Here is a 19,297-nt window from a genome sequence, read left to right on the forward strand (position 1 = left end):
GGGACTTTTTTACTCTTAAGTTAATCGTGTTTACGGGTCATCAATACCACGGCTTCTACCGCAATACCTTCTTTACGCCCGGTAAATCCTAGCTGTTCAGTCGTGGTCGCTTTGACGTTAATGTCGTCAAGTTCCGAGGTTAAATCTGCGGCCAATATTTGGCGCATTGCCTCAATGTGCGGCGCCATTTTAGGGGCTTGCGCTATGATAGTGACGTCAAGATTACCCAGCACAAAGCCTTTCGCCCTCGCTAAAGCATAGCAATGACGCAGCAATACGCGGCTATCAGCACCTTTATAGGCGGCATCTGTGTCGGGGAAATGTTTACCTATGTCACCCAGCGCCAATGCGCCGAGAATCGCATCGGAAATCGCATGCAGTACCACATCACCATCTGAATGAGCGACTAGGCCAGTTTCATAGGGTACTTCGACGCCGCAAAGAATGAGGGGTCGTGCAGCACCAAATTTATGCACATCGAAACCATGGCCGATACGGATTTTCATTTAATATTCCTAACGTATTATTTTACTTGGATTATGACTATTTTGCGGCACGCATTAAAAACAGTTCGGCTAGTCCCAAATCATCGGGATGCGTCACTTTTATATTGTCAGCACGGCCCGAAACGAGTCCGGGTGAAATGCCCGCCCATTCCATCGCCGAAGCCTCATCTGTCACGACCGCGCCTGCCGCCAGAGCGGCATTGAGGTAATTTTTTAGCTGCGCTGCCTGAAATAACTGCGGCGTCAATGCATGCCATAAATTATCGCGGCACACAGTAGCACTTATTTCGCCCTGTTTATTGGCGCGCTTCATGGTATCGCGCACTGGCATGGCCAAAATTGCGCCTTGGGGAAATAGCACTCTGGATGCGAGTAACTTGTCGATATCCGTCGCGGTCAAACAAGGTCTTGCCGCATCGTGCACTAGGGCCCAACTATGTTCGGGCGCAATTTGCAGCGCCGCCAACACAGAATCTGCGCGCTCACCGCCGCCTAACACTGTGGTCAATTTGGGATGCGCGGCCTGTGGCAGGGTATTGAAAATAGTATCATTCGGATGTAAGGCGACGATGACGTGGAAAATGTGCGGGTGAGACAACAGCTTATCTAAAGTATGGCCGAGAATACTCTGGCCGCACACTTCAAGATATTGTTTAGGTCTGTCGGCGCCCATGCGGCTGCCAATGCCCGCAGCGGGAACGATGGCCACCACAGCTTGAGTGATATGCTCAGCTTGGCGCTGCAATTCAGTTTGCATTACCGGCTCAGATTGACTGCCTGGATTGGATTGTTCGCTTAATCCAAGATCTAAATGTCCTAGCTCTGACATCCTAACTCCATATTACTGGGATGGACTCGATACTGAGCGATCACCACCCACGACGCGATAGAAGGTTTCACCTTCTTTGACCATGCCAAGTTCGTTACGCGCACGTTCTTCTATGGCTTCGGTACCACTTTTCAAATCGATGATTTCTTCCTTCAGCACTTGGTTACGCTCATTAAGTTTGGCGTTACCTTCTTGCTGCGCGGCAATTTGTTTTTGCAGGACGAAATATTCAGGAAGACTATTATCTCCCGACCAAAGACGAAATTGCAGCAAACCGAGTAGCACTATGAGTGCAATGACAAAAAATTTCATGGAGGAATTAGCGTCAGTATCTTGGATTAAAAAAATATACAGCAGATAGTACAACAAAAAAGGCCACCAAGTGGTGGCCTTTTTACATCAAAGTTTAAATTACGCCTGACCTTTGATCTCTTTCAAACCACGGTATGGCGCTTTTTCACCTAATTGCTCTTCGATGCGCAGCAATTGGTTGTATTTAGCAACACGGTCAGAACGACACAGTGAACCGGTTTTGATTTGGCCAGCAGCAGTACCTACTGCTAAGTCAGCAATAGTTGAATCTTCAGTTTCACCACTACGGTGTGAAATCACTGCTGTGTAACCCGCTTCTTTCGCCATGCGAATGGCCGCTAAAGTCTCAGTCAATGAACCGATTTGGTTAAACTTGATAAGGATTGAGTTAGCAATACCGTTTTCGATACCACGGGTTAAGATTTTAGTGTTAGTTACGAATAAATCGTCGCCCACTAATTGGATCTTGTCGCCCATGATTTGTGTTTGGTAAGCCCAACCATCCCAATCTGATTCGTCTAAGCCGTCTTCGATAGACACGATTGGATATTGGTCAGCCAATGATTTTAAGAAATCAGAGAAACCGTTCGAGTCGAATACTTTGCCTTCGCCCGCTAAATCGTATTTGCCGTCTTTGTAGAATTCAGATGCGGCGCAATCCAGCGCTAAGGTCACATCCGTACCTAACTTGTAGCCAGCCAGTTCAACCGCTTCTTTGATAATGGCTAACGCATCAGCGTTTGAGGCTAAGTTAGGTGCAAAACCACCTTCGTCACCTACAGAAGTGCTTAGACCTTTGTCGTGCAATACTTTTTTCAGCGTATGGAAGATTTCAGCGCCCATGCGCAGTGCTTCACGGAAGGTTTTCGCGCCAACTGGTTGCACCATGAATTCTTGGATATCAACGTTGTTATCCGCGTGCTCGCCACCGTTTAAGATGTTCATCATAGGCACAGGCATAGAATATTGGCCTGGCGTGCCGTTCAATTCAGCGATGTGCGCGTATAAAGGAATACCTTTAAATGCTGCAGCCGCTTTGGCAGCCGCTAAAGACACAGCCAGAATCGCGTTTGCGCCTAACTTGTCTTTGTTTTCTGTGCCGTCTAAGTCGATCATGATTTGATCAAGCTCAGCTTGTGCAGTGGCATCTTTGCCTAATAACGCAGTGCGGATTAAATCGTTTACATTGGCAACAGCCGTTAATACGCCTTTGCCTAAATAACGGCTTTTATCGCCATCACGTAATTCTAACGCTTCGCGGCTACCGGTAGATGCGCCAGAAGGCGCCGCAGCCATACCCACAAAACCACCTTCTAAATGCACTTCGGCTTCAACAGTTGGGTTACCACGAGAATCCATAATCTCGCGACCAATCACGTTAATAATCTTAGCCATAACACCCTCGATTTAAGTTTAAAGATAAAAGAAAAAACCAATACCTATGGGAATAAATGGAAGTCACATACCGCAGAAAATAACAAAATTCCATTTACGGTTTGCGTCCATACAGATGCAACTGATACGCATGCTGTTTATACCCAGAGGTATTAAATTCTTATGTTTCAAGTAGCGACGAGTGTAGCAAAAGGCCGGCCCCACTGTCGCGGGTCTGGCCTCAAATATTCTTACTTCAGATCACGTTTTTGATGCGCACTTGCCGCAGCAATAAACCCTTCGAACAATGGGTGACCATCGCGCGGAGTTGAGGTGAACTCAGGATGGAATTGACCTGCAACAAACCATGGGTGATCTTTTAATTCGATCATTTCCACCAGCTTACGATCAGAAGACAAACCGCTGAAGATCATGCCAGCTTGTTCTAAACGCTCTCTGTATTTGTTGTTCACTTCATAACGGTGACGGTGACGTTCTACACAGCTATTGCCTTTGTAGGCTTGAGCCGCTTTCGAACCCTCGAGTAAATGACACAATTGAGCGCCTAAACGCATAGTGCCACCTAAGTCAGACGCTTCATGGCGCTGCTCGACATTACCTTCTTCGTCAATCCATTCAGTGATCAAACCCACGACTGGGAATGGTGTTTCTTTATTGAATTCTGTTGAATGTGCATCAGCCATGCCAGCAACATTACGCGCGAATTCAATCAGGGCAACTTGCATACCTAAACAAATACCGAAATACGGTAGATTGTTTTCACGGGCAAATTTTGCCGCCAAGATCTTACCTTCAACACCACGCTCGCCAAAACCGCCTGGTACTAAGATACCGTCTAAGCCCTGTAAGACTTCTTCGCCTTTGGCTTCTACGGTTTGTGAATCAATGTACTTGATGGTCACAGATACGCGGTTTTTAAGGCCAGCGTGTTTTAATGCTTCGTTAACTGACTTATATGCATCTGGCAGTTCAATGTATTTACCCACCATACCAATAACGACTTCGCCGTTTGGATTAGCTTCTTGATAAATCACATTTTCCCACTCAGACAGATCCGCTTCACGGCATTCTAAACCGAAACGCTTAACCACTAAGTCATCCAAACCTTGCGAACGTAACAAAGCTGGGATTTTATAAATACTATCAACATCTTTTAATGAAATAACCGCACGCTCTTCGACGTTACAGAACAGCGAGATTTTGGCTTTTTCATTAGCAGGAATCGCACGGTCACCACGGCAAACCAGCACATCTGGTGCAATACCGATAGAACGCAGCTCTTTCACTGAGTGTTGAGTTGGCTTAGTTTTCACTTCGCCTGCAGCACCTAAGAAAGGCACTAAGGTTAAATGCATGAACAGAGTACGATCACGACCCAGCTCAACGCCGAGCTGACGGATAGACTCTAGGAACGGCAAGGATTCGATATCACCCACAGTACCGCCGATTTCGACGATAGCCACATCATGGCCTTCGCCACCTGCTAATACTTTTTCTTTAATCGCATTAGTGATGTGTGGGATAACCTGAATGGTTGCGCCCAAATAATCGCCACGACGTTCTTTACGTAATACTTCTTCGTAAATACGACCGGTAGTGAAGTTGTTACGACGATTCATCTTAGTACGGATGAAGCGCTCGTAGTGACCCAAGTCGAGATCTGTTTCTGCACCGTCTTCAGTAACAAATACTTCGCCATGTTGGGTTGGGCTCATGGTACCCGGATCAACGTTAATGTAAGGGTCCAGTTTCATGATGGTTACATTGAGACCGCGGGCCTCTAAAATTGCAGCTAATGATGCTGCTGCAATGCCTTTACCTAGTGATGAAACAACGCCACCAGTAACGAAGATATACCTTGTAGTCATGCTGAACCTGAGAAAATGAGTTTGAAAATACGTGCTTGTAAGAAAGCACTAGGACGGGGCAGTAGTATACCAAAGGCGGCGCGATTCGACAAACACCAATCGGGATAATTTGCCGTTTATCTCTTCTCCGTCGCTTTTACTTGGTCCCAGTAGGCATCAAGCTCCATTAATGTGTGCTCTTGCATGCTTTTACCGCTCTCACTCGCCAACTGTTCTACGCCGCGAAAACGGCGTTCAAATTTAAGGTTAGCTTGGCGCAACGCTTGCTCTGGGTCGACCTTAAGATGACGAGCTAGATTCACCACAGCAAATAGTAAATCGCCCATTTCGGACTGCACTTTCGCTTGGTCTTGCTCAGTTTGATTCACTTCATGCAAGACTTCATCGATTTCTTCGTGGATTTTAGCGACCACGGGCTCAAGTTCAGCCCAATCGAAACCGACTCGCGCCACCCTCTGCTGAATTTTGATTGAGCGCGACAGCGCAGGTTGGGTACGAGGAATATTGTCTAACGCAGAAACCACAGTATCAGTTTGGGTTCCCCCTGCCACTTGCTGCGCCTTTTGTTCACGCTCAGTTGCTTTAATCGCCTCCCAATTGGCTTTCATCGCTTGGGCGCTATCGCCTATTTGCGGATTTTGCTCACCAAACACATGGGGATGACGGCGGGTTAACTTGTCGCTGATTTTCTCTATCACAGTGGCAAAATCAAACAGCCCCTGCTCTTTACCGAGCTGACAATAGAATACGATTTGAAATAATAAATCCCCAAGTTCATCGGGTAACTCATCCCAGGCTAAACGCTCTATGGTATCGGCGACCTCATAGGCTTCCTCTAAGGTAAAAGGCACTATGGTTTGAAAAGTTTGTGCTTTATCCCACGGGCAACCTGTTTGTGGATCGCGCAGTTTTTCCATTATCTTAAGTAGCGGCTCAACATCTGTAATAGAAAGGCCCGTTACAGAAAGTCCCGAGGTCGAAAATGAAGTTAATGGCTCTGTGTGGGAAGTCATGCTGATATCCTTAAAAGATAAATACTTAAACGGGCTAGTGCTGAGGATGAACAAAAAGAATACGCCTCAGCAGTGCTTGTTAGTAAAAGGCAATAATAACGCGATGATAAGCGAGGTCACATAAAAGCGCTATTTTGATCCCGAGATCGGAACCTAAGTTTTTTTATTCAATAGGTCCGCATTTGGCTAAAAGCGCATTTGCGCCATGTGGTGATGATATTCACCCCATGAACAATAAACTGACGACTTATCTACCCCGCAAATTCTCATCTATGTCCTGCATACAAGTATTTAGCGCAAGCCATCTTAAATGATAAGATACGCAGCAATATTTCAATGAAGCTAAAACTCACTGAGTGAAGACCTAACAATTTCGGCCTAACTATACGTGTGATTAGTGCATGTAATAAATGCTCGTGATGAGCGCAGCGTAATGAATACGGTCATTCGATTTATTTGATTATGTTAGGTGTATTTCTATTCTGTCGCCCCAAATTGGGCGTACACCCTTATAGATTTGAGCATTACTGGAGACAAAATTCATGACAAACGCGAATGTGGATGCCACGCAGTTAACGACTAAGCCATCACAAGATGGTTTTTATATGCCCGCCGAATGGGCGGCGCAGCAAGCCGTATGGATGATTTGGCCATATCGTCCTGATAACTGGCGCTCTGCAGGTGCTTATGCTCAAGCGACCTTTGCTAAGGTGGCCGATGCCATTGGTGGGGCAACTCCCGTTTATATGGGTGTACCTCAGGCCTTTTTAGCAGAAGCTCAAAAAGTGATGCCTTCACACGTGACTCTAGTCGAAATCGACAGCAACGACTGCTGGGCTCGCGATACAGGACCTACTGTAGTCGTTAATGCCGAGGGTGAATGCCGTGGCGTTGATTGGGGCTTTAACGCTTGGGGTGGTCACAACGGTGGTCTGTACTTCCCATGGGATAAGGACGAACAGGTTGCCGCACAAATGCTCAAGCAGCATGGTTTTGCCCGTTATAGTGCGCCGTTGATCCTCGAAGGTGGCTCTATCCATGTCGATGGTGAAGGCACCTGTATAACCACGGCCGAATGTTTACTGAACGCCAACCGTAACCCAGACCTGACGAAAGAGCAGATCGAAGCCTTACTGCGCGACTATTTAAATGTTAAGCAGTTTATCTGGTTGGAAGAGGGCGTTTATATGGACGAAACCGACGGCCATATCGATAACATGTGCTGTTTCGCGCGCCCAGGTGAAGTGATCCTGCACTGGACCGACGATGAAACCGATCCACAATATCCACGCTCGAAAGCCGCGCTGGACGTGTTGCAAAACACTGTTGACGCCCAAGGTCGCAAGTTAAAAATTCACCTGTTGCCACAACCAGGTCCACTGTATTGCACCGAAGAAGAATCAAAAGGCGTAACAGAAGGCACTGGCGTACCGCGCACTGCGGGCGAGCGCTTAGCGGGTTCTTATGTGAACTTTTTAATCACCAATAAGCGTATCGTATTCCCACTGCTTGACCCTGCCACCGACGATATCGCCGCGCAAAAACTGCAGGAAATTTTCCCTGAGCACAAGATTGTGGGTGTGCCTGCACGGGAGATTTTATTAGGTGGCGGCAATATCCACTGTATTACCCAGCAGATCCCTTCTGGAAAGTAAGTACACCAAGGAGAACAGTATGACGCTTGATGTCACGGTTATTGCACCACAATTGGCTTTCTGCGGGAGGGCGTAAAATGTTTGAAGTGACTGAAGTTTCCATTGCCGAGCTGCGTGCAGCACTCGAATCCGGCCGCACCACAGCAGTGGAGCTGGTGAAGTCTTATCTCGCACGGGTTGAGGCGTATGACGGCCCAGCTACGCAGACTAAGCTCAATGCGTTAGTGGTGCCCAATCCCGATGCGCTCAAAGAAGCTGAGGCGTCAGATGCGCGCCGCGCCCGTGGTGAAACCTTAAGCCCACTTGAGGGTATTACGTATACAGCTAAGGACAGCTACCTAGTGAAGGGGCTGACGGCGGCGTCTGGCAGCCCAGCCTTTAAGGATTTAGTGGCGCAATACGATGCCTTTGCCGTCGAGCGCCTGCGCGCCGCGGGTGCCATTTGCTTAGGCAAAACCAATATGCCACCTATGGCAAATGGCGGCATGCAGCGTGGTCACTATGGCCGCGCTGAAAGCCCATACAATGCTGAGTATCTTACTGCACCATTCGCTTCGGGCTCTTCCAATGGGGCGGGCACGGGCACGGCAGCAAGTTACTCTGCTTTTGGTCTTGCTGAAGAAACTTGGTCGAGCGGTCGAGGTCCGGCATCTAATAACGGTTTGTGTGCTTACACTCCGTCACGGGGCGTGATTTCCGTGCGCGGTAACTGGCCGTTAACGCCGACCATGGATGTAGTGGTGCCTTATACCCGAACTATGGCAGATATGCTCGAAGTGCTGGATGTGATTGTGGCCGACGATCCTATTACCCGTGGCGACCTATGGCGTCTACAAACTTGGGTCGAAATTCCCAAAGCATCAAGTGTCCGTCCAGCATCTTATCTGGCGCTTGCCGCTAAAGCCGACACGCTTAAAGGTAAGCGTTTTGGGGTGCCGCGCATGTACATCAATAAAGATGAATTGGCTGGCACGAGCGAAAACCCAGGTATCGGCGGCCCAACGGGTCAACGTATTCATACCCGCCAATCGGTTATCGATTTGTGGGAAGCGGCACGTAAAGCCTTAGAAGCCGCTGGCGCCGAAGTGATTGAAGTCGATTTTCCGCTGGTTTCCAATTGCGAAGGCGACCGCCCAGGCGCGCCGACCGTGTTTAACCGTGGCATAGTCACGCCTCAGTTCCTCCATGATGAATTATGGGAACTCTCGGGTTGGGCATTCGATGAATTCCTGCGTGCTAACAATGACCCTAAACTCAACAAACTTGCTGATGTTGTTGGGCATTTGATTTTCCCCCATGATCTTGGCACCTTGCCAAATCGTGAAGGTGACTTAGCGGCAGGCATGGAAGAGTACGTCAACATGGCTAAGCGTGGTCTTAAATCCTATGACCAGATCGACAGTATTCCCGATGGTCTGCGTGGCTTAGAGAAGACCCGTAAGCTAGATCTCGAAGACTGGATGGACGGGCTAAAACTTGATGCCGTGCTGTTCCCAACCGTGGCAGATGTCGGCCCTGCCGATGCCCATGTGAATCCGGCTTCAGCCGATATCGCTTGGAGCAACGGAGTTTGGGTCGCAAACGGAAACCTCGCGATTCGTCACTTAGGGGTACCAACTGTGACTGTGCCTATGGGCGTGATGGCCGATATTGGTATGCCAGTGGGGTTAACCTTCGCGGGCCGTGCCTATGACGATAATAACCTGCTTAAATTTGCAGGTGCATTTGAGTCAACAGGTGAAAGGCGCATGATACCGCCACGTACACCAAAGCTTGGTGAATAGGTGCTAAGACAATACATAAGCCTATGTAAATGTAAGCACTAAATGCATGAGCTTAGAAATGAAAACGGGATTGGCATCAATTTGCCAATCCCGTTTTTTTAATACCGACGTCGATACCCTTTCAACAAAGCTAGACTCATACTGCTATAAAACATGCTGCTGTAAAAAAGACAGCAGCACTTATCGCGTCTTATCTTAATGCCAAGAGTTCTTTTCTGATGATCTCTGCGCCAGCACTTAAAGCATTGAGTTTGCCTCTTGCGACTTGATGGGATAAAGGCGTCATGCCGCAGTTGGTGCAAGGATAGAGCTTGTCAGCATCGACAAATTTAAGAGCTTTTCGTAGGGTGTCAGCCACTTCCTCTGCGGTTTCAATGGTATCGGTGGCAACATCAATCGCGCCGACCATGACTTTCTTACCGCGAATGAGCTCAAGTAGCTCCATTGGCACATGGGAGTTATGACATTCAAGCGAGATAATATCGATATTCGATTTTTGCAGTTTAGGAAACACTTCTTCATATTGACGCCACTCTGAGCCCAAAGTTTTTTTCCAATCTGTATTGGCTTTAATGCCGTAGCCATAACAAATATGTACCGCCGTTTCGCATTTAAGGCCTTCAATGGCTCTTTCTAAACAGGCAATGCCCCAATCGTTTACCTCATCAAAAAACACATTAAAAGCAGGTTCGTCAAATTGGATAATATCAACACCGGCCGCTTCTAATTCTTTGGCTTCCTCATTAAGAATTTTGGCAAATTCCCAAGCAAGCTTTTCGCGACTTTTATAATGGTCATCATAAAGCGTATCTATCATGGTCATTGGGCCAGGCAGCGCCCATTTAATCCGTTGCGTGGTTTGCTTGCGTAAAAATTTGGCATCCTCAACAAACACCGACTTTTGGCGGCTCACTGGGCCGACAACCGTGGGCACACTCGCATCATAGCGATCACGAATTTTCACGGTTTTACGTTTTGAAAAATCAACACCGTTGAGGTGCTCAATAAAGGTAGTGACAAAATGTTGCCGCGTTTGCTCGCCATCACTGACAATATCAATCCCTGCGTGTAGTTGATCCTGTAATGACAAACGCAGTGCATCGTGTTTACCGGCAATTAATTCCTCACCTTGTAATTTCCAAGGAGACCAAAGTGTTTGAGGCTCTGCCAGCCACACAGGTTTAGGCAAACTACCTGCCGTTGAAGTCGGTAACAGGGTTTGGTTAAGCAATGTTTTGTTAAGCGGTGTTTTATTAAGTAGTGTTGTCATGATATTGATGCCGTATTGGGTTAATTATTGAGCGTGACGATTAAGTGCAGAGCGACTAAACGAAATTAGCAGACCATTGTTCAAAAAACTTTTGGTAGGGTTTGATAAAGTACTCCGCGGCAAATTTGCCTTGCTCATTAGCCAATTGGCTACGTTCTGCTCGATCATAAACAATTTGAGTCAGTGAATGATCCAAGTTTTTCAAATTAGGTTGATAGCATTTCCCTGCAACAGCATTGGCATTATAAATCTCAGGGCGATAGATTTTTTGAAAAGTTCCCATAGTGCTGATGGTGCTTATCAACTCAAGATGGGTGTAATCATTGAGTAAATCACCAAAGAAATAAAAAGCTAACGGCGCCACACTATTGGGCGGCATAAAATAGCGCACCTGTAAGCCCATTTTTTTGAAATATTGCTCAGTTAAAGACGATTCATTTGGCTGATATTCAACCCCTAATACGGGATGCTGATTCTCAATTCTATGGTAGGTTTTATTATCCGAAACACTGAGACAGATAACCGGTGGCTTATTAAAATTCTGTTTATAAGCATCAGAATTAACAAAAGACTGAAATAGCTTGCCATGTAGACCACCAAAATCATCTGGAATACTAAATTTGGCTTGGCCCTTATTATGCTCTGCCAGTAATACGCTAAAGTCATAATCGCGTACGTAAGATGAAAAGTTATTGCCGACAATACCTTCAATACGTTTATTGGTTTTATGATCAACAATATTGGTTTTCAAAATTTCAATCGATGGGAAAGTTTGACCACTGTCGTCAATATCCAGATTAACGGAGATGATTTCCAGCTCGACGCTATAACGATCGCCTTTAGGATTATCCCAATGCGCTAAGGCATTAAAACTGTTATCAATCATCTTTAACGCGTTGCGTAAGTTCGCTTGGCGATGACTGCCTCTGGCCAAATTAGCAAAGTTGGTCGTAATACGCGTCTTGTCTGAGGGATGATAATTTTCATCGAGACAAATGCTGTTAATCGTAAATGTAAAATGCTTATTCATAGTGATCCAGTATCCCATTGTCTGATTTCCAACCTGAGTTTATGCCCTGCGCTTCTAGCTTCTAGCTTCTAGCTTCTAGACCCGACTCTGATAGAGATTATTCGAGTTCTGTCTAAGGTTATATTTAACTTAATTGCCAATAACTTAAGTTCTGATGGCTTAGCTAGGGTGAAACTTCAAGCTTGTCTAATATTTCGCTTGGAGTCATTTATACGTGGTTCGGCACATGAACAAAAACGGTTTTATTTCACATAGAACATGAGCCATATTCATGATCGATTAGCATGCCGTTGTTGGTTAAATAATTCCGTAGAGCGTAATAGCACCAAGGAGGCTGGCCGATTAAGTAATTTGCAGGCAAAAGGGCATACTCAGAAATGCTGGGACACATTTTTCTTAATTAGGAATGAGGTGAGCAGTAATCTCATGGCGAATAGCACCATCAACTTTAGCTAATATCGTTAAATTTATTAACGACCCCTAAAAGTAATATCCAACCACTCACTTCCTGCCCGACTTGTTCTTATCATTCTAATAATCCGCAAGATTGCTTTTAGAAACAACCATTGATATGGTAGATTTTTAACCAACGCCACCAGCAAAAACCTAGTGAAAACTATTGCTGTTCAGCATATCTCGGAGATGGATTTTTATGGTTGTTGAGCAGCAGCTGGAACGTGCGCGTCTGGAATTACTTGATATGGGTCTTCGATCCAACCCTCAGCTGAATTACCGCAGTGGTAGTAAAGCCCTCGACATTATTGATGAGCAATCTGCCAAGATATTTGAAATGCTGGTTGAGCAAGAAAACACACTCAGCTTTTTACCATTGCCAGAAGCTTATCAACAAAAAATTGCCGACAGCGAAGATGAAGGATCATTCTTTCAGACCGACGATGAATCGGAATTGCCACCTCTTGATTTATACCTCGAACAGAAAAAGGGAGCGGCCCGCTTCACCGACAAATACCTACAAACCGGATTAGTGCCCGCCAAGCTGGATAAAGCCCTGCTGAAACTGGAAACCGAAGCCCATACCATGCTGCAAGAGCAAGGTGTCGAGGTTCTGTATTTAGCACTTGGTTTTTTACAGTGGAATGAGCCAACAAACTCATCGGTTTCAAGATATGCGCCTTTAATTCTGATCCCTGTTCAACTAATGCGCTCATCAGCCAGAGATAGCTTCAAATTACGCTACACAGGCGAAGAGCTGGGTTCAAACCTGACCTTAGCAGCAAAACTAAGGACTGAGTTTAAGTTAATGCTTCCCGCCTATTCTGATGAGATGGTCATCACAGATTATTATCAGGCGGTAGCTGATGCGATTACAGCGCAACCTTCATGGCGGGTGCATCAAGATAAAATTGGTTTAGGGCTGTTCTCTTTTGGCAAGTTTCAAATGTACATGGACTTGGACCCTACAGGCTGGCCGGAAGGAAAAAAACCATCACAGTTACCTTTGATTGGCCGCTTATTTCGTGATGGCTTTCCCCACGATGCAGAGATCAATCTAGCAGATCTGAATCATCCAGAAAAACTCCACTTGGTAAAAGACGCCGATTCCAGCCAGATTGAAGCAATCTTGGCGATGAAGTCTGGCGCGGACCTGATCATTCAAGGGCCGCCTGGTACAGGTAAATCCCAAACTATCACCAACATTATTGCCGAAGCGGTTGCGCTCGGTAAAAAGGTGCTGTTTGTTGCACAAAAAATGGCAGCACTTGAGGTGGTAAAAAAACGCCTTGATGAAACTCATATGGGCTACGCCGTACTCGAACTACATAGTCACAAAAGTACCAAGAAATCTGTGCTTGGTTCTATTGCTGAGTCACTTGAGCAAGGTCGGCCACAAACAGCAAACCGGGAGCAAGAGTTTTCAGATTTAGCGGAATCAAAAGCCTCGCTGGATGCTTATGTGCATGCCATCCGAGCCCCTATTCTGCGTAGCGGTATCAATTACATTGAAGCGTTGGGCTCATTGCTGCAATTGAAGACAAAGGATCCCGACAACTCCTTACCAGCCCTCCCCTTTAGCTACTTCGAACAATGGATAGCTGAGGAATACAGTAATGCGAGGAAACTGGTTACGGAATTAGTACAGCAACTAGCACGCATTGGCATACCTGCAGTGCATCCATTTGCGATGTCTGGTCGCACTGACTTTTCACCTGCATTGCAGCAGGCATTAACCTCTACTTTGGCAGAAATTAGCCAGTTGCTTAGCGAACTTGATACGCAAACTCAAACCGTCAGTGTTTTTCTGCAGCTTGATAAACCACAAAGCTTGCAACAAGTCACGCCGCTGATTTCAACAACGAGCTGGCTATCCGAAGTGCCAGATCTTAAAAGCGTTAAAGTAAATAACCCCATATGGGCTTTAGAAAAAAAGCGGATCGATAACGGCCTGACCTGCCTAGCTAATTTCTTATCACTCAAAGCCAGCTGCGAACAGCACTTTATCACGCAGGCGCTGGATGCCGATTTGCTGAGTATCCGCCAAGGCTTGATTGGCAAAACAGATAAATGGTGGCGTTTCCTATCGTCCAGCTATCGCCAAGCCAAAGCACAGCTAGCAGGGCTTTGGCTTGGCGTTCTGCCCGCTTCGTCTACCGACTGGCTTACAGCATTAGATACTGCTTTAACTTACCAAAGCACGAAAAAAGAGCTAACTAGCTACCACTCCCTGTTATCTGAAGCTTTTGGCGCGCAGTGGCAAGGCGAATTTTCGGAGCACAATGAATTAACGCAAATTCACAGCTGGATAAACACCTTTTATGCAAAGGTAAACCGTGTTGAATTGTCGCAGTCATTGGCTGAACTGATTGATAAAGGCGTTGATAAAAAGCTGCTGCGTGACCAGACAAACTCACTGACAGCGCTTTGTAACGCTATTGCAGTGCAGGCACAAACGCTGCAAGAGCTGATACAAATCCCCGACAGCAATCCAAACCATGATTTAGCAGCAATGCAATTTACGCAGCTAAATGTCTGGTTAGAAGGCTGGAAAAACTCAGCCTTATTTTACGATTTTGCGCGCTACAACCAGATTATTAAGGCGTTTGAGCCTTATAACATCAAGGACTTCACTAAACTGGCGTACTCATGGAATGCAGCCCCAGACTTGCTAATGACAGTATTCGAACTTAGCTATTATTCTGGTCTGGTTAACAATGCCTATGACAGCTCAGAAGCAATACGGCAATTTGACCGCAATAAACATGAACAAAGCCTACGCGACTTTAAACGTATTGATGGTAACAGTTTATTTTTCGCCCAAGAGTTTTTAGTAAACAGTCTGTACGAGCGCTTGCCGAAGAAAACAGCTAAAGGTGAAATGGAATTAGTACTGCGTGAGCTAGGTAAGAAAAAACGTCATATTCCTATTAGGAAATTGCTGGCGGAAGCAGGTAACGTGATCCAGCAAGTAAAACCTATTTTTATGATGAGCCCTATGTCCATCGCCACCTACCTAAAACAAGGTGCGTTAGATTTTGACCTGGTGATTTTTGACGAAGCGAGTCAAATTCCAGCACCCGATGCCTTAGGCGCAATGCTGCGCGGGCAGCAAGTAATTGTGGTAGGTGACAGTAAGCAAATGCCACCAAGCAACCTGTTTGGTAAAGCCGTTGAACTGGAAGAGGAGGAACTGGAAAGCAGCGCCACCGCAGAAATGGAAAGTATTCTGGCATTAATGGAAGCCCGTGGTGCGGCAAGCAAAATGCTGCGCTGGCACTACCGCTCTCTCCACGATTCACTGATCGCAGTGTCCAACGACCAGTTTTATAAAAACAAGTTAGTGGCCTTCCCAAGCCCAGGCTTTCACCCCGATGCAACAGGGCTGAAGTTTCATTATTTACCTGAAACGCATTACGACAAAGGCAGCTCTCGCACTAATACTGGCGAAGTAAAAGCTGTGGTTGCAGCAGTACTGAATCACGCTTTAACTAAACCTCACCTATCGTTAGGCGTGGTTGCGTTTAGCCTTTCGCAGCGAGATGCTATCTTGCTTGAGCTGGAAAAAGAGCGCCGCTTACAGCCAGAAACTGACGAATTCTTTGCACAACATGCAGGTGGTGATGAATTTTTTGTAAAGAACCTGGAGAACGTGCAGGGTGACGAACGCGACGTTATTTTGATCAGCATTTGTTACGGCAAAACCAGCACAGGCCAGCTGAGCCAGAATTTTGGCCTTCTGAACAAACCAGGCGGCGAACGGCGGTTAAACGTACTGATTTCACGTGCGCGATTGGCAATGGAAGTGTTTGCCAACTTCAAAGGTGATGAACTGAAAGTTGGCGCAGACAGCCCTTTTGGTGTGCGTTCACTGCAAATCTTTTTGCAGTTTGCCGAATCAGGCCAATTGAACAAAGCCTATGAAAAACAGCAGGAACAAAACTTTGCTTTTGGCGCCCTACTGCATCAGGCAATCCAGCGTTTAGGGTATCAGGTAGCCACCCGAGTCGGCAGTCAAGGTTATTACATCGACTTAGCCATCAAGCATCCTGAAGACCCCAGTAAATTTGTATTGGCGCTGGAATATGACGGCGCTGGCTATTATGGAGCAACTTCGGCACGCGACCGCGAAAGGTTGCGGCAAAGTGTACTGGAAGGCCTTGGCTGGAGCTTTGAACGCATTTGGTCCACTGACTGGTTTCGAGATCCAGAGGCAGAGTTACATCGCCTGAAAGTACTCATAGACAAAGCCATAACCCAACATAACGAACTGATGGTAACAATGGCAGCACAAGCCACTAGCACCAGACAAGTGAAACACAAAGTTGCTGCGCCAGAGGCCATTGCAACGCCAATAATGCGGGTAGAAGAACAACCAGAATTTGAAGCCTGCACTACGCCCTATAAAAAAGCTGATGTGTCTAAGCTCAATATTCCGCATGTCGATGATTTCAGCGCCATCCCTTTAAGTATGTTGGTGTATGCAGTGGAGCGTATTGTTGAAACCGAATACCCAATATTCGCCAGCCTAGTTGCTACTCGTTTAGCTAATGCTGCTGGCTTGACAAGGGTTGGCGCCAAAATTAAACGCACTGTAGACCAGGCCATTACAGGCGCTGTTGCCAAAGGATTAATCCAGCTAGATAGCGATGAAGTGTTATGGCCGCATGGCCGCAGTACAGTCAAGTTAAGAAACTGGAACAGCGTCGACACCGCGACCCGTAAGCTGGAAAACGTCTGTGATGCCGAGCTCACCAACGCCTTATTGCTGACAGTGCAAGACGCCCATGCCATTAGCGTGACGGATGCAGCTTCTGCAGCTCTGGGCCTATTGGGCTTTCAACGGGCAACAGCTCAGGCAGCTGAGCGAATGAGCAAGTTGGCACAGATTCAGTGTGATAAAAATGTGCTGGTTTGTGAGAATGAGCGGTTGAAAATATCAATAGCCAAGCCTTCGTTGCCCTGAAAAACAAAGAACACAAATTAACGCCAGCAAAAAATTTCAACAACTAATCCTTATTTTTATATGGGGTAATGAAATGCTAATAGATACCGACTTAATTTTTGATGAAATACAGGGGTATGAGTTCTATCACAAATGTGAAGTGAAAGCTGTCATAGATGACAAAGTAAAGGGGGAAGATGGGGAGCTTTTTGAATTCTATGAAAATATTGAATATTTAATAGAAGAGTTTGATGAGATCATTGTTTTACGAAAAAAACTAACACTAATGGAACTTGAAGATTTTCGAGACTACATTGAAAAAAAAGGAGATATAGAAATCGTCAAAACGATAGATAGGCAAATCGAAGAGGCTAAGTTAACGGGGGCTTATATTACATTCGCGTGCTTACACAATGATTCTTTTTATGATTTACATGTATTTAGATACTAAGAATAGTTTTTATCTCACCAAAATTGGGTAGACCATAAAGGTTTTCTTGGTTGCCTTAAAAAGTAGACAAATATTTTTTAAGGAAAATATAAAAACTCTGAACAAGTCAAAATACAAGCTCAACAAAGCTACCAACTTTTAGTTTCAAAAAACATTCAACTTTACCAAATCAGTTTTGAGTGCTCATATTTATTTACAAGACTAAAAACTGTGACAGCCCTATTTTTATAGAAAAAGACCGACATTACAAAATACTTCCATTAACTTATGTATAGGCCCTCTTTGTTGTGGTTGGATGATTCTTGGTCGAAAGATCTAAGCACTAAGAGGGCCTCTAGTTCTAACTTTCTAATCCTGAGTTCAGGTTAAATTAGCAGGGCTCAGGGCGTGTTTACGCAAATCTCGTAATACCACAGGTCTGCGTATGGATGCGATACTTGCGCCCCTAAAGTAAATACGTTGCCATTCTCATCGGTTACTGAGCCTGTACCTATTGGCACTTCACCTTTGTTAATGCCGTCCCACATAAATCTGTTGGTACCGTAACTGGTGTTACTATAAACAAAAGTTTGTCCAGTAAAGCCTGCATCGTTACGACCTTGGTTGTCACCTGCAAAGGCACATTGGGGAGTAATTGCTGCTAATGGTACAAAGCTGAAATTATCGAACTTGGCGCTATAACTGGAAGACCGCGTAGTCCCCCATGTCAGAAGTTCAAATAAATCACCGGTATTAACTTCGATACCCTGAGCTGAACCAGAAGCACTGCCGGCTGTAGAGAGATTGTAAGACACGCCATTTATCAGGTACTTGATGACATCTCCATATTGACCAGCAGAGTAGATGGATATCATCCAGTCAAAGTTGATGGTTCCCTTTACGGGTATGGTGATTGATGCCGTTACACCACCTCCTCCGGAATTGACTACTGCTGTCAATGCCGAGCTGCTCATGCTTGAAGCTGCGACACCCGATATACTCCAATGACCCGGAGCAAAGGCTCCTGTAAATCCATGAACCGTTGCATCACTATAAGTTCCGCACTTGTAATGATACCGAATGGTATTACTGGTAGGTCTTTCCAGTCGAAGGTAGCTCAGTACCTTATTGTTTGGACAACTCACATTGTGTCTATCAAGAAAAACTGCGTTACCAGCACCATCGTCATCTGCAGCAGTAAAATAATCCGTCACATTACTCAGCGTTTGATTGCCACAGCGGTAATTATAACGAGCTGTGCTCGCGGTCGGACGTTCTAAATGCAGATATTGAAGCCCTTTATTCTCACAATTTATAGTGTGTCGATCCAAGTAAATAACATTGCCCCCACCATCATCATTGTCAGTAGTAAAGACGTTAGTGCTGTTGTCATTGCCCATTTCGGTGCACTGATATTCATAAGCAATTTCGGTTAATGAAGGTCTGAACAAGTGAAGTGAACTCATTGCATTAACGCCGCAATCGACATGGTGCCTATCAAGGAATAGGAAGTTTCCTTGACCATCATCATTTGCAGGGGTCGACATTTGATAGGTTGCCGCGATGGCGAAGGGTGAAAATAAGGCAATTAGGGTAAAAACCAATACCGCTAAGTTTCTGTATGCCCTACTTATAAAATTTATCTGACGTAGTGTGAGATTTTTAGACTCGATCTGTGTTTTCATTACCCTTTCCTTTTGGTAGATGTTTCATCGATTTGGTTTACACAATCGTATAGGTAGTCTGGATCACCTATAAGAGAAACAAATGTAGTAGAAGAATGTTAGTTTCACCACTAAGAAAAGTT

The 19,297-nt window shown here is 45.7% G+C and carries 13 protein-coding genes; 4 read left to right on the top strand and 9 right to left on the bottom strand.

Annotated elements, in window-relative coordinates; translation table 11 throughout:
- Positions 1–20 precede the first annotated feature (20 nt).
- The 6 genes from ispF to mazG form a co-directional block, all read right to left on the bottom strand.
- A complete protein-coding gene (ispF, locus tag Q4Q54_RS18800) occupies positions 21–506 on the bottom strand; it encodes a 2-C-methyl-D-erythritol 2,4-cyclodiphosphate synthase (RefSeq protein WP_006082613.1) in 486 nt (161 codons plus the stop codon).
- Positions 507–543: 37 nt separating this feature from the next.
- Positions 544–1,335: a 2-C-methyl-D-erythritol 4-phosphate cytidylyltransferase gene (gene ispD / locus Q4Q54_RS18805; RefSeq protein WP_311989240.1), complete on the bottom strand. Its 792-nt coding sequence runs from the start codon at positions 1,333–1,335 to the stop codon at positions 544–546.
- Positions 1,336–1,347: 12 nt separating this feature from the next.
- Positions 1,348–1,647, bottom strand: a complete 300-nt coding sequence (gene ftsB / locus Q4Q54_RS18810; RefSeq protein WP_086010657.1) for a cell division protein FtsB — start codon at positions 1,645–1,647, stop codon at positions 1,348–1,350.
- Between the two features lie 99 nt (positions 1,648–1,746).
- The gene (gene eno / locus Q4Q54_RS18815; RefSeq protein ID WP_006082616.1) at positions 1,747–3,042 is read right to left on the bottom strand and encodes a phosphopyruvate hydratase; all 1,296 of its coding nucleotides are present in this window, start codon (positions 3,040–3,042) and stop codon (positions 1,747–1,749) included.
- Between the two features lie 230 nt (positions 3,043–3,272).
- Entirely contained in the window at positions 3,273–4,910 is a 1,638-nt protein-coding gene (locus tag Q4Q54_RS18820) for a CTP synthase (RefSeq protein WP_012587102.1), read from the bottom strand.
- Positions 4,911–5,026: 116 nt separating this feature from the next.
- Positions 5,027–5,923 (bottom strand): nucleoside triphosphate pyrophosphohydrolase, encoded by an 897-nt coding sequence (mazG, locus tag Q4Q54_RS18825; protein ID WP_311989241.1) that lies wholly within the window; start codon positions 5,921–5,923, stop codon positions 5,027–5,029.
- Between the two features lie 542 nt (positions 5,924–6,465).
- Between mazG and aguA the strand changes: the two genes are divergently transcribed.
- A complete protein-coding gene (gene aguA, locus Q4Q54_RS18830) occupies positions 6,466–7,578 on the top strand; it encodes an agmatine deiminase (RefSeq protein WP_311989242.1) in 1,113 nt (370 codons plus the stop codon).
- A gap of 77 nt (positions 7,579–7,655) precedes the next feature.
- Positions 7,656–9,362 carry an amidase gene (locus Q4Q54_RS18835; RefSeq protein ID WP_259513660.1) on the top strand — a complete coding sequence of 569 codons (1,707 nt, stop codon included), beginning with the start codon at positions 7,656–7,658 and terminating at the stop codon, positions 9,360–9,362.
- Positions 9,363–9,552: 190 nt separating this feature from the next.
- Here Q4Q54_RS18835 and Q4Q54_RS18840 read toward each other — a convergent pair whose 3' ends face one another.
- Both Q4Q54_RS18840 and Q4Q54_RS18845 read right to left on the bottom strand, forming a co-directional pair.
- On the bottom strand, positions 9,553–10,632 hold the full coding sequence (locus Q4Q54_RS18840) for a methionine synthase (RefSeq protein WP_311989243.1): 1,080 nt from the start codon (positions 10,630–10,632) through the stop codon (positions 9,553–9,555).
- 55 nt (positions 10,633–10,687) lie between these two features.
- Positions 10,688–11,662, bottom strand: coding sequence for a DUF1852 domain-containing protein (locus Q4Q54_RS18845; protein WP_311989244.1), 975 nt, complete (start codon positions 11,660–11,662; stop codon positions 10,688–10,690).
- A 652-nt stretch (positions 11,663–12,314) separates the two neighbouring features.
- Here Q4Q54_RS18845 and Q4Q54_RS18850 point away from each other — a divergent pair.
- Together Q4Q54_RS18850 and Q4Q54_RS18855 are read left to right on the top strand one after the other, a co-directional pair.
- Entirely contained in the window at positions 12,315–17,081 is a 4,767-nt protein-coding gene (locus Q4Q54_RS18850; protein WP_311989245.1) for a DUF3320 domain-containing protein, read from the top strand.
- A gap of 73 nt (positions 17,082–17,154) precedes the next feature.
- A complete protein-coding gene (locus Q4Q54_RS18855) occupies positions 17,155–17,511 on the top strand; it encodes a hypothetical protein (protein ID WP_115334131.1) in 357 nt (118 codons plus the stop codon).
- Between the two features lie 380 nt (positions 17,512–17,891).
- Here Q4Q54_RS18855 and Q4Q54_RS18860 read toward each other — a convergent pair whose 3' ends face one another.
- Positions 17,892–19,175, bottom strand: coding sequence for a hypothetical protein (locus tag Q4Q54_RS18860; RefSeq protein ID WP_311989246.1), 1,284 nt, complete (start codon positions 19,173–19,175; stop codon positions 17,892–17,894).
- Positions 19,176–19,297 lie beyond the last annotated feature (122 nt).

The sequence above is a fragment of the Shewanella sp. SP2S2-4 genome, from assembly GCF_031932025.1.
Lineage (GTDB): Bacteria > Pseudomonadota > Gammaproteobacteria > Enterobacterales > Shewanellaceae > Shewanella > Shewanella baltica.

Bases quoted from the DNA above. Each gene is read 5' to 3' on its own strand.
- ftsB (WP_086010657.1), bottom strand. From the start codon at position 1,647: ATGAAATTTTTTGTCATTGCACTCATAGTGCTACTCGGTTTGCTGCAA.
- ispD (WP_311989240.1), bottom strand. From the start codon at position 1,335: ATGTCAGAGCTAGGACATTTAGATCTTGGATTAAGCGAACAATCCAAT.
- Q4Q54_RS18820 (WP_012587102.1), bottom strand. From the start codon at position 4,910: ATGACTACAAGGTATATCTTCGTTACTGGTGGCGTTGTTTCATCACTA.
- Q4Q54_RS18860 (WP_311989246.1), bottom strand. From the start codon at position 19,175: ATGAAAACACAGATCGAGTCTAAAAATCTCACACTACGTCAGATAAAT.
- Q4Q54_RS18840 (WP_311989243.1), bottom strand. From the start codon at position 10,632: ATGACAACACTACTTAATAAAACACCGCTTAACAAAACATTGCTTAAC.
- eno (WP_006082616.1), bottom strand. From the start codon at position 3,042: ATGGCTAAGATTATTAACGTGATTGGTCGCGAGATTATGGATTCTCGT.
- mazG (WP_311989241.1), bottom strand. From the start codon at position 5,923: ATGACTTCCCACACAGAGCCATTAACTTCATTTTCGACCTCGGGACTT.
- Q4Q54_RS18835 (WP_259513660.1), top strand. From the start codon at position 7,656: ATGTTTGAAGTGACTGAAGTTTCCATTGCCGAGCTGCGTGCAGCACTC.
- aguA (WP_311989242.1), top strand. From the start codon at position 6,466: ATGACAAACGCGAATGTGGATGCCACGCAGTTAACGACTAAGCCATCA.
- ispF (WP_006082613.1), bottom strand. From the start codon at position 506: ATGAAAATCCGTATCGGCCATGGTTTCGATGTGCATAAATTTGGTGCT.
- Q4Q54_RS18850 (WP_311989245.1), top strand. From the start codon at position 12,315: ATGGTTGTTGAGCAGCAGCTGGAACGTGCGCGTCTGGAATTACTTGAT.
- Q4Q54_RS18855 (WP_115334131.1), top strand. From the start codon at position 17,155: ATGCTAATAGATACCGACTTAATTTTTGATGAAATACAGGGGTATGAG.
- Q4Q54_RS18845 (WP_311989244.1), bottom strand. From the start codon at position 11,662: ATGAATAAGCATTTTACATTTACGATTAACAGCATTTGTCTCGATGAA.